This window comes from Pseudooceanicola pacificus (genome assembly GCF_009789075.1).
In the GTDB taxonomy this organism is placed as follows: Bacteria; Pseudomonadota; Alphaproteobacteria; order Rhodobacterales; family Rhodobacteraceae; genus Pseudooceanicola; species Pseudooceanicola pacificus.
The window spans coordinates 405,808-420,259 of the sequence record NZ_WNXQ01000002.1 but is presented as its reverse complement, the minus strand read 5'-3'; the positions used below and the strand labels follow the sequence as shown (position 1 = coordinate 420,259).

Sequence of the window (14,452 nt, the reverse complement as noted above, 5' to 3'; positions counted from 1 at the left end):
CCTCAGGCGCTGTCGATGCCCCGGATGAAGACGGAGGTCGCGTCGGCCATCACCGCGCGGTCCCGGCGCAGCTGATCGTATTCGGGCGAGTCCAGGAAGGCCGTGGCAACCGCGACCGAGGGGAATTCGACCATGACGATGCGGTCCGCGGTCAGGTCGCCCTCGACACAATGCGGTTCCTCGTCCGCGGCAAGCAGGCGTGCGCCCGCTTCACGGAAGATACGTGCAAATTTGGCCTGCGCCGTGCGGAATTCCGATCTATCGGAGAATCGCAGATGCGCTATCACGTAACACGGCATGTTCACCCCGGGTGAAGATGCCCCCAACCGGGCGGAAGCGTGGCGCAATTGCCCGCCCCGGTCAACACCGTGCGGGCCCCTGACACCGCCCCCGGCGGATCGCAAGTGCCTGTGCTCAGCCGCAAGGCGCGCGGTCAGCCCGGCCATTGCAACCTGAGCTTGCAAAGGTGGCGGACAGGAGGGGGCCAGGCAGTCATAATTTGCACTCCGATCTGACTATCGCCCCCTGTCTAGCCTGCCCGAATTAAGATTCGGTTCGCGCCGCCGGTACTGGCGCCCCTGTCCGATCCGCGCCATACCGTGCCCGACTTTACCGCCGAGGACCGAGCGATGCCCCAGGACACGATCGACACCCTTCTGCGCGCCCTGCCGCTGGCCGCCGTGATCATCGGGCGGAACGAGCGGATCGTGGCCGCCAACCGCCGCGCGACCGAATTGCTGGGCCACGAAATCCAGGGCCGGCATTTCATCACCGCGATCCGCCAGCCCGCCGTTCTGGACGCGGTGGAGGCCTGTTTTGCCGACAGGCAGGACCGCCAGGCGCGGTTTCTGACCAATGACGGGGCGCAGGACACCACCTTTGTGGTGCATTGCGCCTTCTTCGACACGCCCATCGGCACCGGGGTGCTGGTCTCGTTCGAGGATGTGACCCATGTCGAACAGGCCGGGCAGATGCGGCGCGATTTCGTGGCCAATGTCAGCCACGAACTGCGCACGCCGCTGACCGCGCTGCTGGGTTTCATCGAGACGCTGCGCGGCCCGGCCCGCAATGACGAGGCCGCGCGCGACCGGTTCCTGGGCATCATGGCCGCCGAGGCGGAGCGCATGGAACGGCTGGTCAAGGACCTGCTCTCGCTCAGCCGGGTGGAAAGCGAGGAGCGGATGCGCCCGACCGCGCGTGTCGACCTGAGCGAACTCACCGCCTCGGTGCTCAACCGGCTGGATCCGCTGGCCAGTTCGGCGCATGTCGCCTTGCGGCGCGACTTGCCCGCCACGCCCGTGGTGGTGCCGGGGGACGAGGATCAGCTGCGCCAGGTGCTCACCAACCTGATCGAGAACGCGATCAAATACGGCGGCGCCGGGGGCGAGGTGTCGGTGACCCTGACCCGGTCCGACATGACCGGCGCACTGCGGGGGCCGGGGGCCTCGATCGTCGTGGCGGACAAGGGGCCCGGCATCGACCTGGTGCACCTGCCGCGCCTGACGGAACGTTTCTACCGGGTCGACAGCCACCGCTCGCGCGAGATGGGCGGGACGGGTCTGGGACTGGCCATCGTCAAGCATATCGTGAACCGCCACCGCGGGCGGCTGCGCATCGACAGCGAGCCGGGCGAGGGGTCGCGATTCTCGGTCATCCTGCCTTCGCTGTGACGGCCGGGCAGGGGCAATCTGCGACAGGATGCCCTTCGGCGAAAGTTAACGAATTTCCGCAACGGCACCCCCGCTGTCATGAAACCGTTACATAACGTTCACAAAAGCATTGTCCATCAGCACTAGGACGCAGGCAGGGTCACCCGGGGATGGTGATCAAGGCAAACCTTACACTTCAGGAGCAATCCGAATGTCTTTCATGAAACTCACCGCGTCGGCCGTGGCCATCGCTGCAGTGTCCGCCACGGCGGCCGCCGCGCGTGACCAGGTGCAGGTTGCAGGGTCGTCGACCGTCCTTCCCTACGCATCGATCGTTGCCGAAGCCTTTGGCGAGAATTTCGACTTCCCGACCCCGGTCGTGGAATCGGGCGGGTCTTCGGCTGGCCTGAAGCGCTTCTGCGAAGGCGTGGGCGAGAACACCATCGACATCGCCAACGCGTCGCGCCAGATCCGCGAAAAGGAAATCAAGGCCTGTGCCGACAACGGTGTGAGCGACATCATCGAAGTGCGCATCGGCTATGACGGCATCGTCTTCGCCTCGCAGCTGAACGGCCCGGAATTCACCGCCTTCGAACCCTCCGACTGGTTCAAGGCGCTGGCCGCCAAGGTCGTCGTGGACGGCAAGGTCGTCGACAACCCCAACATGACCTGGGCCGATGTGAACCCCGACCTGCCGGCACAGGAAATCATCACCTTCATCCCCGGCACCAAGCACGGCACCCGTGAAGTGTTCGAGGAAAAGGTCCTGAAGCAGGGCTGCGAAGACACCGGCGCAATGCAGGGCTTCCTTGACAGCGGCATGGACGAAGACGCGGCCGAGCACGCCTGCATGGCCGTGCGCACCGACGGCAAGTCGGTCGACATCGACGGCGACTACACCGAGACCCTGGCCCGCATCGACAGCAACGCCAACGGCGTCGGCGTCTTTGGCCTGGCGTTCTACGAGAACAACACCGACAAGCTGAAGGTCGCGACCATGGGCGGCGTTGCCCCCTCGACCGAGACCATCGCTTCGGGTGAATACCCGGTGTCGCGTCCGCTGTTCTTCTACGTCAAGAAAGCTCATATCGGCGTGATCCCCGGCCTGAAGGAATTCGCCGAATTCTTCGTCTCCGACGACATGGCAGGCCCCGACGGCCCGCTGAGCGAATACGGCCTGGTCTCCGACCCCGAGCTGGCCGAGACTCAGGCTGTCGTCGCCGACGAGAACACCATGGGTTCGTCGATGTAATCGACCCCTTCGCGGGCGGCGCCACTCCGGTGCCGTCCGCTTTTCCGCGCGACTGGACAATGCTGCCAGCAGGGGTCCGGCGCGTTTCCCTTCACTGACCCCGGTGAGGTCTTTATGTCCGCTAGTTTGATCTTCCTGATCGTCGTGGCACTTGCCGCGGTCGGGTTCGTGCTGGGACGCGGTCGCGCCATGGCTTCGGCCGGCGGCGATATCCGCAACCTGCATTCGCTTCCCTCCTATTATGCCTTCAACGTCGCGCTTTCGGCGCTGGTGCCGGCGCTGATCCTTCTGGTGGTCTGGCTGATCGCCCAGCCCGCCTTGATCGAAAACCGCGTCCAGTCGATGATCCCGCAGGACCGCTATGCGGACCGGGGCGAGCTGTCGCTGATCATGTCCGACGTCCGCCGCGTGGCCGACGGGCTGGACCTGGCGGTAGAGCGTGACGCGCTGACCCGCGAGGAGGCCAGTTCGATCCGGACCGAGTTTACCGACGTCCGCAGCCGCCTGGCCGATATCGGCGTGGCGCTCGGATCCGATGTCGACCGGACCACGCTGACCGCCGCGCAGCGCTACCGCGCGCTGAACGCCACCGGCAACGCCATCCGCAACGCGCTGGTGATCCTGGCCGCACTGGCGGGCCTTGGCCTGTCGCTCTGGAAGACCAACCACGAGTTCCGCGCCCGCAACTCGGTGGAAAAGGTCGTCATGGCCCTGCTGATCGGGGCGGCCTCGCTGGCGATCCTGACCACGGTGGGCATCGTGCTGTCGCTGATCTTCAACACGGTGGAGTTCTTCAAGCTCTACCCGGCGATGGACTTCTTCTTCGGCACCACCTGGTCGCCGTCGTTCGGTGGCGGATCGGAACTGGGCATCCTGCCGCTGTTCTGGGGCACCTTCTACATCTCGCTGATCGCCCTGGCCGTGGCCGTGCCGATCGGGCTCTTCGCCGCCGTCTACCTGTCGGAATATGCCTCGCCCTATGTGCGCGGCTTTGCCAAGCCGCTGCTGGAAGTGCTGGCCGGTATTCCCACCATCGTCTACGGCCTCTTCGCGCTGCTGACCGTCGGGCCGCTGCTCGTCTCGGTCTTTGGCGAGCAGGGGGGCCTGGGCTGGATGCAGGGCGGCACCGCCGTGATGACCGCGGGCCTTGTGATGGGCATCATGCTGATCCCCTTTGTCAGCTCGCTCAGCGACGACATCATCAACTCGGTCCCCCAATCCATGCGTGACGGATCGCTCGGCCTTGGCGCGACCAAGTCGGAAACCATCCGTCAGGTCGTGCTGCCCGCGGCACTGCCGGGCATCGTGGGCGCCGTGCTGCTGGCGGCATCGCGCGCCATCGGCGAGACGATGATCGTGGTGCTGGGGGCAGGGGCCGCGGCACGGCTGTCGCTCAACCCCTTCGACGCCATGACCACGGTGACCGCCAAGATCGTGTCGCAGCTGACCGGCGATGCCGACTTTGCCTCGCCCGAGGCGCTGGTGGCCTTTGCCCTGGGCATGACGCTCTTCGTGATCACCCTGGCACTCAACGTCTTTGCGCTCTGGATCGTCCGGACCTATCGGGAGCAATACGAATGACCGACGCAACCAATCCCGCCGGCGCCGCGCCCGCACCCAAACATCCGTCGTCGCTGCTGGCGGCCGATGTGCGGACCAAGCGCCGCAATGCCGCCGAGGCCCGGTTCAAGGCCTATGGCCTGGCCGCGGTCGGCATCGGCCTGATCTTCCTGGTCGCGCTGCTTTTCGCGATCATCCGCAACGGCACGCCGGCCTTCACCCAGACCTTCCTGACCATCCCGGTGGAGCTGCCCGAGGCCAAGCTGGACAAGAACGGCAACCGCGACCCCGCGGACCTGAGCAAGGTGACCACCTTTGGCTACGCGCCGCTGATCGAGGTGGCGGTCGCGCGGGCCCTGGAGGAAAACGGCATCGACTCGCCCTTCGAGAAACAGAAGGATCTGCGCAACCTGGTCTCGGCCTCGGCGCCGGCACAGCTGCGCGACTACGTGCTGCAGCACCCCGACGACATCGGCAAGACCATCGAATTCCGCATGCTCGCCTCGTCGCGGGTGGATGGCTACCTCAAGGGCCGCGTGACCCGTGACAGCCTGGCGCGCGACAAGAACCTGGATGCCGAACATCTGGACCTGGTGGACCAGCTGCAGGCCGCCGGGCTGATCAAGAAACAGTTCAACTGGGCCTTCATCTTCGGCGCCGATGCCTCGGAGAGCCGGCCCGAACAGGCGGGCATCGGTGTCGCGATGATCGGCTCGTTCTTCATGATGCTCGTGGTGCTCGCGCTGTCGCTGCCGATTGGCGTCGCCGCCTCGATCTACCTTGAGGAATTTGCGCCCAAGAACCGATGGACCGACCTGATCGAGGTGAATATCTCGAACCTGGCGGCGGTGCCCTCCATCGTCTTCGGTATCCTGGGTCTGGCGGTCTTCATCCAGTTCATGCACTTCCCGCAGTCGGCCCCGCTGGTCGGCGGGCTGGTGCTGACCCTGATGACGCTGCCGACGATCATCATCTCGACGCGCGCCTCGCTCAAGGCGGTGCCGCCCTCGATCCGGGACGCAGCCCTTGGCGTCGGGGCGTCCAAGATGCAGGCGGTGTTCCACCATGTGCTGCCGCTGGCCATGCCCGGCATCCTGACCGGCACGATCATCGGCCTGGCGCAGGCGCTTGGCGAAACCGCGCCGCTGCTGCTGATCGGCATGGTGGGCTTCATTGCGTCGAATGCGCCCGACGGTATTGCATCCGGCTTCCTGGCCCCCAACTCTGCCATGCCGGCACAAATCTACGAATGGGCCAAGCGGGCCGATCCCGCTTATTACGAACGGGCCTGGGGCGGGATCATCATCCTGCTGCTCTTCCTGATGACCATGAACATCATCGCCATCATCCTGCGTCGCCGCTTCGAGCGTCGGTGGTAAGGTAAGGACCTATGAACATGTACGACTCTCCCAACTCCGAAGCCAAGATCGGCCAGAAGGCCATCAAGATCTCCGCGAACAAGGTTCAGGTCTATTATGGCGACACGCATGCCATCAAGGACGTGGACGTACAGATCGAGGACAAGACCGTCACCGCCTTCATCGGCCCGTCGGGCTGCGGCAAGTCGACCTTTCTGCGCTGCCTGAACCGGATGAACGACACCATCGACATCTGCCGCGTCGAGGGCGAGATCCTGCTGGACGGCGAGGATATCTACGACAAGCGCGTCGATCCGGTGCAGCTGCGCGCCAAGGTGGGCATGGTGTTCCAGAAGCCGAACCCGTTCCCCAAGTCGATCTACGACAACATCGCCTACGGCCCCCGTATCCACGGGCTGGCGCGTTCCAAGGCCGATCTTGACGACATCGTCGAGAAATCGCTGCGCCGTGGCGCCATCTGGAACGAGGTCAAGGACCGCCTGCACGCGCCCGGCACCGGCCTGTCCGGTGGCCAGCAGCAGCGCCTGTGCATCGCCCGCGCCATCGCGACCGAACCCGAAGTGCTGCTGATGGACGAGCCCTGTTCCGCGCTCGACCCGATTGCCACCGGCCAGGTCGAAGAGCTGATCGACGAACTGCGCGAGAATTTCTCGGTCGTGATCGTGACGCACTCGATGCAGCAGGCCGCACGGGTCAGCCAGAAGACCGCGTTCTTCCACCTGGGCAACCTGGTAGAATACGGCATGACAGGTCAGATTTTCACCAATCCGAACGATCCTCGGACCGAAAGCTACATCACCGGCCGCATCGGCTGAGACGCCCCGGGAGGCATTCATGCACGACCAACACATCGCAAGCGCCTTCGACCGCGACCTCGAAGGTATCCAGGCGCGTATCATGAAGATGGGCGGCCTTGTCGAGGAGGCGATCCTGAGCGCCGCCGAATCGCTGGAAAACCGCGACGAGGAACTGGCCGAGAAGGTCAGGGCAGGGGACCGCGCCATCGACGCGCTGGAAGAGATGATCAACGAAGAGGCCGCGCTGCTGATCGCGCTGCGCTCGCCCACGGCCATTGATCTGCGCATCGTCCTGACCGTGATGAAGATCTCGGCCAACCTGGAACGCATCGGCGACTATGCCAAGAACATGGCCAAGCGGACCGGCGTTCTGGTGCAGATGTCGCCGATTGCCGGCACTCATGCCTCGCTCCGCCGCATGGCGCGCGAGGTGCAGCTGATGCTCAAGGACGCGCTGGACGCCTATATCCAGCGTGACGCGGTTCTGGCGCAGGAGGTCATCAACCGCGACAAGGACGTGGACCAGATGTACAACGCACTGTTCCGCGAATTCCTGACCTTCATGCTGGAAGACCCGCGCAACATCACGGCGTGCATGCATCTGCACTTCATCGCCAAGAACAACGAACGCATGGGCGACCATGTGACCTCGATCGCCGAGCAGGTGATCTATCTCGTGTCGGGCGAGACGCCCGACGATCCCCGGCCCAAGGGGGACAAGACCTCGACCGACCCGCGTGTCGCGCCCGAGGCCGCCTGGGCCGATGCGGACGGGGACGACTGACCATGGCCGAACAACCCACCGTGCTGGTGGTCGAAGACGAACCGGCGCAGCGCGAGGTCCTGGCCTATAACCTGGAGGCCGAGGGCTTTCGCGTCGCCAAGGCCGGCAATGGCGAAGAGGCGCTGATGCTGGTCAACGAGGCGGCGCCGGACATCATCGTGCTCGACTGGATGTTGCCCAATGTCTCGGGCATCGAGGTCTGCCGCCAGCTCAAGACCCGCTCCGAAACGCGCGGCGTGCCGATCATCATGCTCTCGGCCCGGTCCGAGGAGGTCGACAAGGTGCGCGGCCTGGAAACCGGGGCGGACGACTATGTGGTCAAGCCGTATTCGGTGGTCGAGCTGATGGCCCGCGTGCGCGCTCAGCTGCGCCGCACGCGGCCCTCGACGGTGGGCGAGCGGCTGGAGTACGAGGACATCGTGCTGGACAGCGACACGCATCGCGTCACGCGGTCGGACCACCAGCTGAAGCTGGGGCCGACGGAGTTCCGGCTGCTGTCGACCTTCATGGAGAAACCGGGCCGCGTCTGGTCGCGCGAACAGCTGCTGGACCGGGTCTGGGGCCGCGACATCTATGTCGACACGCGGACCGTGGACGTGCACATCGGGCGGCTGCGCAAGGCGCTGTGCCAGCACGGCGGTGACGATCCGCTGCGCACCGTGCGCGGCGCCGGATACGCGCTCGGCTGATCCAGATCGGATGAACACCCGTGGGCGCGGGGCGCGCGCGGTCCAAACGCCAGCCCCCGCATCGCCCACAGGTGTTTCCGATAATCGGTATTATGGTAAATATTTGATGAACCCGCCGCACGGTCCCGCATCGCGGCCTGTGTGCCGCCGGGCTGATCAATATCCAAGAATAGCAGGCAGATGCGCTGCTCTCATTCGGTAACACGGGCATTCACGCTCTCGACATCTGCTGTGGCACGGGATTAAAAGACTCCCCACGAGGGAAGTTTCCAATGATGCAATTCGAGTCGGCCATATCGGACCGCGCCCCGTCGCGTTCCATCCCGTTGATCCCGTTTCCGGGGGCCTGTTGATGTCGCGCCGGGACTACCTCGAACAACTGACCAACGCGCAGTCCATCGAAGAGCTCTGGACCCTGCATTGCGACAAGATGGCAAGCTATGGCTTCGACCGTCTGCTTTATGGCTTCACACGTTACCGCACGACGACCTCGCTGGGCGATCCCGAGGATTTCGTGATCCTGACCAATCACTCGAACGCCTATACCGATGTCTTCATGGGCCAGGGCCTGTATTTCCACGCGCCGATGGTGAAATGGGCGCTGGAGCACGAAGGCGACTGTTCCTGGCGTATCCTGGCCGAGATGACGATGAGCGGCACGCTGACCGAGAGTGAAAAGAAGGTCATCCAGTTCAACCGCTCGATGGGCGTCACCGCCGGTTATTCGATCAGTTTCAAGAGCATATCGCCACGCACCAAGGGCGCCATCGCGCTGACCGCGCGCACCGGCATGACCCAGGACGAGGCCGACGCCATCTGGGCGGTGCATGGGCGCGACATTGTCATCTTCAACAACGTGGCGCATCTGAAGATCCTCACCCTGCCCTACAGCGGCCCCTCGCGTGAGCTGACAAAGCGCCAGCGCGAGGCCCTGCAATGGGTCGGCGACGGCAAGACCACGCAGGACATCGCGCTGCTGATGGGCCTGACGGCCGCCACCGTGGAAAAGCACCTGCGCCTCGCGCGCGAGACGCTGAATGTGGAAACCACCGCCCAGGCGGTGCTTAAGGCCGCGTTCCTGAACCAGATGTTCGTGCTGGAATTCTGACCACGGCCATTTTCCGCCGGGTAAGGAATTCCATAGTTTCAGCCCCTTGGACCCCGAGTTTGACCGAAAGGTAAGGATTCCCTTACTTTCGTGACGCAACGTAACAGGTCAATCTGACGGTGTTCCGTGAGTGGTGGCTTTGATGCCATGGAACATCCGGTTCGAGGCCCTGGTATTCGGCAGGTGTCCGCGGATCGGCCGGTCAAACCCGGACGCCGGCCGGTGGTGTATTGTCGCCATCCGGTCGGCACGTCGGACCGCCTCATCTCATCCCCATCTAAAATGGGGCGGACGATAGCGGACGGTGTCGATCTCAGAGATCGGCACCGTTTCCGCTTTAACAGCGCGCCACAAGATCATGAAAATCCACAATAAAAGAAAAACGCCGGCCCAGATGGACCGGCGTTCCTGCAGTCTCTGGGACCCGGGCGCCCTGCCCGGTCCCCGGATCAGCCTTTCGCGGCCTTGGCGACCTCGGCGGCGAAATCCTCTTCCTTCTTCTCGATGCCTTCACCCACTTCGAGACGGATGTAGCCGGTGACCTCGACGCCTTCGTCCTTGGCGGCTGCGGCGACGGTCTTGTCGGGGTCGATGACAAAGGCCTGGCCCAGCAGGGTCACTTCGGACAGGAACTTCTTCATCCGGCCCTCGATCATCTTCTCGATCACGGCCTCGGGCTTGCCCGATTCACGCGCCTGCTCGGTCAGCACGTTGCGCTCGCGCTCGACCAGCGCCGGGTCGAGATCCGCTTCGCCCAGCGAGGCCGGGTTGGCGGCGGCGATGTGCATGGCGACCTGGCGGCCGAAGGTCTCGTTCTCGCCCGAGAGCGCAACCAGAACGCCGATCTTGCCCATGCCCTCGGCAACCGAGTTGTGCACGTAGGACACGACCTGCGCGCCTTCCAGCTTGGCCATCCGGCGCAGGGTCATGTTCTCGCCGATCTTGGCGATCTTGTCGGTCAGGGTGGCCTCGACCGTCTTGCCGCCCAGGTCGGCAGCTTTCAGCGCGTCCAGATCGCCAACCGACAGGGCCGCCTTCGAGAAATCGGCAACCATCGCCTGGAATTCGGCGTTCTTGCCGACGAAGTCGGTTTCCGAGTTCACCTCGATCGCGACGCCGGTGCCGCCGTCGACCGCCACGGCCACCAGGCCCTCGGCCGCGGTGCGGCCCGATTTCTTGGCGGCCTTGGCCAGGCCCTTGGTGCGCAGCCAGTCGATGGCCGCTTCCATGTCGCCATCGGTCTCGGTCAGTGCCTTCTTCGCGTCCATCATGCCTGCGCCGGTCGTTTCGCGCAGTTCCTTCACCATCGAAGCAGTGATCGCCATTGGGGCTCTCCTAAGTTCTCAATTGGGTCAGGCCGCGGCACCCGGCCGCGACCATCCTGATAATCCGGATCGTTCCGTCCGCACATCGCGCGCGGTCCCGGTCCTGGTATCCTTGTCCGCGCGGTCCTGTCCGGAAGCGTCCGGCCGCGGATATGCCCGCGGCCGATGACAGTTCCTTGACACTGCCGCCCGGAATCAGGCGCCGGCGTCGGCCGCCGGGGCGGCCTCGGCCACGGCCTCTTCCACCGGGGCCTCTTCCAGGGCGCCCAGGTCGACACCGGCCGCACCCATCTGCGCGGTCATGCCGTCCAGAGCGGCGCGGCTGACGAGATCGCAGTAGAGCGAGATCGCCCGTGCCGCATCGTCGTTGCCGGGGATGATGTAATCCACGCCATCGGGCGGGCAGTTGGTGTCGACAATGGCGACAACCGGGATGCCCAGCTTGTTGGCTTCGGCGATGGCCAGCTGCTCTTTCTTGACGTCGATGACGAAAAGCAGGTCGGGCACGCCGCCCATTTCACGAATGCCGCCCAGCGAGGCCTGCAGTTTGGCCTGCTCGCGTTCCATGCCAAGGCGCTCTTTCTTGGTGAGGCCCTCGGCACCGTTTTCCATCAGCTCGTCGATCTGCTTCAGGCGGTTGATCGACTGCGAGACGGTTTTCCAGTTGGTGAGCGTGCCGCCCAGCCAGCGGTGGTTCATGTAGTACTGCGCGCATTTCTCTGCGGCTTCGGCAACGGGGGCCGAGGCCTGGCGCTTGGTGCCGACGAACAGCACGCGGCCGCCCTTGGCGACGGTCTCGCGGATCACGTTCAGCGCCGCGTCCAGCATCGGGACGGTCTGCGTCAGGTCGAGAATGTGAATGCCGTTGCGCGCGCCGTAGATGAACTCGCCCATGCGGGGGTTCCAGCGCTGCGTCTGGTGGCCAAAGTGAACGCCAGCTTCCAGCAGCTGACGCATGGAGAACTCAGGCAGAGCCATGCATATGTCCTTTCCGGTTTCATGCCTCGGCGGGGAGAGAGACCAGATGGTCAACCGGCGGATGTCCGGGGATGTCTCCCCCGTGCACCCAACCCCGCCTGCGAAGTGAGTGGCGTTCCCTTACACCCTCCCCCCGGCCGCCGCAAGCCCGGTTCCGATCTTCCTCTGGCCGGAAATATCCTCGGGGGGATTCGTCCGCAGGACGATGGGGGGCAGACAGCCCCCCTGCCCCGCCAGCCGCCCCGCGGGCGGTTGGCCATCATGTCCGGTTCGCCCCCTGCCGGAAGCTGACCGGCAGGCCCGGCGGCCGGGTCGTATCCCCCGGACCGCCACCGCGCACTGCATCCGCCGCCCGGGATCACTCGACGTTCTGCACCTGCTCGCGGAACTGGTCGATCACCGCCTTCAGCTCCAGCCCCACGCGGGTCAGCTCGGCGTTCTGGGACTTGGAACACAGGGTGTTGGCCTCGCGGTTGAACTCCTGGGTCAGGAAATCCAGCTTGCGCCCCACCGGGGCCTCGGCGGCCAGCAGCTCCCGCGCGGCATCCAGATGCGCGCCCAGGCGGTCCAGCTCCTCGGTCACGTCGGCCTTCACGGCCAGCAGCGCCAGTTCCTGCGCGACGCGCTGTTCGTCCACCTCGGGCGCGTCCTCCATCACCCGGGCCAGCGCGGCCCTGAGCGATCCGGCGGCCTGGATGCGCCGCGCCTCGGAAAACTCGCCCGCGCGGGCCGAAAGCGTCCCGATCTGGTCCATCTGGGCCGACAGCAGCGCGTTCAGCGCCGCCCCTTCCGAACGGCGCATGGCCAGGAAATCCTCCAGCAGCGGGGCGAAATCCGCGATCAGCGCGGCCAGCAGGGGCGCCGTCTCGTCGGCCTCCTGCGAGGCCTCCAGCACGCCGCGCAGCCCCAGCACATCGGCGGCGCGCGAAGGCGCAAGGGTCATGCCCTTGTCCAGCGCCAGCTCCTCGATCCGGGCCAGCGCGTCCAGCACCGCCGTCGCCTGCGGCTCGTTCAGCGCCAGGGTGGAACTGCCCTCCTCGCGCGTGATGCGCAGGTTCAGCGAAACGCTGCCGCGCGCCACGGCGCCATTCAGCGCGCCGCGCAGCGCCATCTCCAGCCCGGGGATCCAGTCCGGCAGGCGCAGGCGCAGGTCCAGCCCGCGCGCATTCACGCTGCGCAGCTCCCAGCTCCAGGAATGCGGCCCGTGGGTTCCGCGGCCAGTGGCAAAGCCGGTCATCGACTGCATCTCGTGCTCCTCGGTCAGGGTTTGGGGACACTTACGGGCAGCGGCGCCCCCTCGCAAGCCGCCCGGCCCCGGCGCCCGCCGGCAATCTGCGGCCCGGCGGAGCGGAGGCGGGTTAACCATTGCCGGGGATTTTTCCCAAATTTGTCGCGAAAGCTGGCATGTTAATGGTCGAGTAACTTCTCTCAACCTACTGTTAATCATGACCCGATGCTGACGCCGGGCCCGATGGTGACACTGGGTGGGTCCGCAGGATGCCGGGCTGACGAGAGAGGGTAGAATGCCAATGCCAGTTCGGAACAGCTTGCCACAATGGAACGAGATCGCAACGTCATCGACATGTCCGCTTTCATGAGCGATCACCGCCACCCCTCGATCCGCGAGGTCGAGGGCTATTGGCAGGCGCTGCGCGCCGGGCGCCTTGTCCCGCGCCGCTCGGAGATCGACCCGCGCGGGATCGAACGCTCGCTGGAATATGCCTTTATCCTGGAACGGATCGCGCCGGGCATCGCGCGGCTGCGCATCGCCGGGTCGCACCTGTCGGACCTGATGGGGATGGAGGTCCGGGGGATGCCGATTTCCTCGTTCTTCACCCCCGCCGCGCGGAACCTGGCGAGCGACGTGCTGGAACAGGTCTTTGACGGCCCCGCCACAGCCGAACTGTCGCTGAGCGCGGAACGTGGGGTCGGCAAGCCGGCCATCGACGCCCGGATGATCCTGCTGCCGATGAAAAGCGATCTGGGCGACATCTCGCGCGCGCTTGGCTGCCTGTCGACGCGGGGCGCCATCGGACGCGCGCCGCGGCGGTTCGTGGTGGAGCAGAGCGAGGTCAGGCCGTTGATCGGCGCAGCTGTCGAACCGCGGGTGGAGGCGCTGCGGGTGAGCGATCTGGCCGAGGACGCCGCAAGGTTCGAACCCGCCGCGCCCGCCGCGCACCCGCATCTGCGTCTGGTGCACCGGTCCGAGGACTGATCGCGCGGGACGGCAGGACAAGGGCCCCGCACCGGGCGGTACGGGGCCCCTGCCCGGGGGGCCGCATGATGCGTCGCGGCCCCCCGGGCAAACACTCAGATCGTGTCGTCGACATAGACCGTCAGCGCACCGCCGGATTCGTCCACCGCGACCACCTGGTCGGCGGTGAAGCCTTCGGCATCCAGCGCCGCGACCAGGTCGGCATTGGCGGCGATGGAATCGCGCATCTCGTCGACCTTGTCCTGGTTCTCGGCGATGGCCTGGTCCAGCCCCTCGGCATTATCGGCCGCCTCGCCCTGCAGGGCCGACAGGCGGGCCACTGTCATCTCGTCCCCCTCGGCAAAGCCGGACAGGTCGGCATTTGCCGTCTGATCGCTGCGCAGGCTGGACACGAGGTCACCGTAGGACTTGACCCCCTCGGCCGAGGCCATGCCCATGCCGTTGTCCGCGCCGTCGCTCATGGACGCGCCGCCCGTGTCGGACGCGGTTTGCGAAGTGCCCGAACCCAGGCCATAGGTCTGCTTCGGTTCGGTGCCGTCCATGGACTGGCCCATCTCGCTGCCGGCGCCTGCGGCCACACCGGAATTGTCAGTCGCATTGGCGGACCCGGTCGCACTGGCGTTGGCCGATTGCGCCACGGCTCCGGTGGCCATGAAGGCGGCCATCAGGGCGGCGATTGCGGTGTGATGCTTGAGTTGCATTTTGGTTCTCCTCTC

14 protein-coding genes are annotated in these 14,452 nt (G+C 65.6%); 9 read left to right on the top strand and 5 right to left on the bottom strand.

From position 1 onward, the window contains the following. Nucleotides 1-2 precede the first annotated feature (2 nt). Nucleotides 3-299 carry a DUF1330 domain-containing protein gene (locus GLS40_RS05000; RefSeq protein ID WP_160381634.1) on the bottom strand — a complete coding sequence of 99 codons (297 nt, stop codon included), beginning with the start codon at nucleotides 297-299 and terminating at the stop codon, nucleotides 3-5. 330 nt (nucleotides 300-629) lie between these two features. On the opposite strand from GLS40_RS05000, the gene GLS40_RS04995 reads away from it, so the two are divergent. The 8 genes from GLS40_RS04995 (at nucleotide 630) to GLS40_RS04960 (ending at nucleotide 9,218) form a co-directional block, all read left to right on the top strand. Further along, a complete protein-coding gene (locus tag GLS40_RS04995) occupies nucleotides 630-1,670 on the top strand; it encodes a sensor histidine kinase (RefSeq protein ID WP_160381633.1) in 1,041 nt (346 codons plus the stop codon). A gap of 190 nt (nucleotides 1,671-1,860) precedes the next feature. Further along, a complete protein-coding gene (locus tag GLS40_RS04990) occupies nucleotides 1,861-2,901 on the top strand; it encodes a substrate-binding domain-containing protein (RefSeq protein WP_160381632.1) in 1,041 nt (346 codons plus the stop codon). Between the two features lie 114 nt (nucleotides 2,902-3,015). Further along, the gene (pstC, locus tag GLS40_RS04985; protein WP_160381631.1) at nucleotides 3,016-4,482 is read left to right on the top strand and encodes a phosphate ABC transporter permease subunit PstC; all 1,467 of its coding nucleotides are present in this window, start codon (nucleotides 3,016-3,018) and stop codon (nucleotides 4,480-4,482) included. After that, nucleotides 4,479-5,840, top strand: coding sequence for a phosphate ABC transporter permease PstA (pstA, locus tag GLS40_RS04980; RefSeq protein WP_160381630.1), 1,362 nt, complete (start codon nucleotides 4,479-4,481; stop codon nucleotides 5,838-5,840). Before pstC ends, pstA begins: the two co-directional genes overlap by 4 nt. A 17-nt stretch (nucleotides 5,841-5,857) precedes the next feature. After that, on the top strand, nucleotides 5,858-6,655 hold the full coding sequence (pstB, locus tag GLS40_RS04975; protein WP_160381629.1) for a phosphate ABC transporter ATP-binding protein PstB: 798 nt from the start codon (nucleotides 5,858-5,860) through the stop codon (nucleotides 6,653-6,655). Nucleotides 6,656-6,674: 19 nt separating this feature from the next. Beyond that, nucleotides 6,675-7,421: a phosphate signaling complex protein PhoU gene (phoU, locus tag GLS40_RS04970; RefSeq protein ID WP_160381628.1), complete on the top strand. Its 747-nt coding sequence runs from the start codon at nucleotides 6,675-6,677 to the stop codon at nucleotides 7,419-7,421. Nucleotides 7,422-7,423: 2 nt separating this feature from the next. Then, nucleotides 7,424-8,110 (top strand): phosphate regulon transcriptional regulator PhoB, encoded by a 687-nt coding sequence (gene phoB, locus GLS40_RS04965; RefSeq protein ID WP_160381627.1) that lies wholly within the window; start codon nucleotides 7,424-7,426, stop codon nucleotides 8,108-8,110. A 352-nt stretch (nucleotides 8,111-8,462) separates the two neighbouring features. Further along, the gene (locus GLS40_RS04960) at nucleotides 8,463-9,218 is read left to right on the top strand and encodes a LuxR family transcriptional regulator (protein WP_160381626.1); all 756 of its coding nucleotides are present in this window, start codon (nucleotides 8,463-8,465) and stop codon (nucleotides 9,216-9,218) included. A 449-nt stretch (nucleotides 9,219-9,667) separates the two neighbouring features. On the opposite strand, the gene tsf is transcribed toward GLS40_RS04960, so the two are convergent. The 3 genes from tsf to GLS40_RS04945 all read right to left on the bottom strand — a co-directional run bounded on the left by tsf (nucleotide 9,668) and on the right by GLS40_RS04945 (nucleotide 12,758). Continuing rightward, nucleotides 9,668-10,543 carry a translation elongation factor Ts gene (gene tsf, locus GLS40_RS04955; protein WP_160381625.1) on the bottom strand — a complete coding sequence of 292 codons (876 nt, stop codon included), beginning with the start codon at nucleotides 10,541-10,543 and terminating at the stop codon, nucleotides 9,668-9,670. A gap of 195 nt (nucleotides 10,544-10,738) precedes the next feature. Next, a complete protein-coding gene (rpsB, locus tag GLS40_RS04950) occupies nucleotides 10,739-11,521 on the bottom strand; it encodes a 30S ribosomal protein S2 (protein WP_160381624.1) in 783 nt (260 codons plus the stop codon). Between the two features lie 358 nt (nucleotides 11,522-11,879). After that, the gene (locus GLS40_RS04945; RefSeq protein ID WP_160381781.1) at nucleotides 11,880-12,758 is read right to left on the bottom strand and encodes a YicC/YloC family endoribonuclease; all 879 of its coding nucleotides are present in this window, start codon (nucleotides 12,756-12,758) and stop codon (nucleotides 11,880-11,882) included. Between the two features lie 318 nt (nucleotides 12,759-13,076). Here GLS40_RS04945 and GLS40_RS04940 point away from each other — a divergent pair, with 318 nt between their 5' ends. Continuing rightward, entirely contained in the window at nucleotides 13,077-13,736 is a 660-nt protein-coding gene (locus GLS40_RS04940; protein WP_235905772.1) for a PAS domain-containing protein, read from the top strand. A gap of 95 nt (nucleotides 13,737-13,831) precedes the next feature. Here the strand turns inward: GLS40_RS04940 and GLS40_RS04935 are convergent, their stop codons facing one another. After that, a complete protein-coding gene (locus tag GLS40_RS04935; protein ID WP_160381623.1) occupies nucleotides 13,832-14,437 on the bottom strand; it encodes a hypothetical protein in 606 nt (201 codons plus the stop codon). Between the last annotated feature and the right edge of the window lie 15 nt (nucleotides 14,438-14,452).

Excerpts from the sequence above, each read along its gene's own strand:
- GLS40_RS04935 (WP_160381623.1), bottom strand. The coding sequence starts at position 14,437 with ATGCAACTCAAGCATCACACCGCAATCGCCGCCCTGATGGCCGCCTTC.
- tsf (WP_160381625.1), bottom strand. The coding sequence starts at position 10,543 with ATGGCGATCACTGCTTCGATGGTGAAGGAACTGCGCGAAACGACCGGC.
- pstB (WP_160381629.1), top strand. The coding sequence starts at position 5,858 with ATGTACGACTCTCCCAACTCCGAAGCCAAGATCGGCCAGAAGGCCATC.
- phoB (WP_160381627.1), top strand. The coding sequence starts at position 7,424 with ATGGCCGAACAACCCACCGTGCTGGTGGTCGAAGACGAACCGGCGCAG.
- GLS40_RS05000 (WP_160381634.1), bottom strand. The coding sequence starts at position 299 with ATGCCGTGTTACGTGATAGCGCATCTGCGATTCTCCGATAGATCGGAA.
- GLS40_RS04940 (WP_235905772.1), top strand. The coding sequence starts at position 13,077 with ATGGAACGAGATCGCAACGTCATCGACATGTCCGCTTTCATGAGCGAT.
- GLS40_RS04995 (WP_160381633.1), top strand. The coding sequence starts at position 630 with ATGCCCCAGGACACGATCGACACCCTTCTGCGCGCCCTGCCGCTGGCC.
- pstA (WP_160381630.1), top strand. The coding sequence starts at position 4,479 with ATGACCGACGCAACCAATCCCGCCGGCGCCGCGCCCGCACCCAAACAT.
- GLS40_RS04960 (WP_160381626.1), top strand. The coding sequence starts at position 8,463 with ATGTCGCGCCGGGACTACCTCGAACAACTGACCAACGCGCAGTCCATC.
- pstC (WP_160381631.1), top strand. The coding sequence starts at position 3,016 with ATGTCCGCTAGTTTGATCTTCCTGATCGTCGTGGCACTTGCCGCGGTC.
- phoU (WP_160381628.1), top strand. The coding sequence starts at position 6,675 with ATGCACGACCAACACATCGCAAGCGCCTTCGACCGCGACCTCGAAGGT.
- rpsB (WP_160381624.1), bottom strand. The coding sequence starts at position 11,521 with ATGGCTCTGCCTGAGTTCTCCATGCGTCAGCTGCTGGAAGCTGGCGTT.
- GLS40_RS04990 (WP_160381632.1), top strand. The coding sequence starts at position 1,861 with ATGTCTTTCATGAAACTCACCGCGTCGGCCGTGGCCATCGCTGCAGTG.
- GLS40_RS04945 (WP_160381781.1), bottom strand. The coding sequence starts at position 12,758 with ATGACCGGCTTTGCCACTGGCCGCGGAACCCACGGGCCGCATTCCTGG.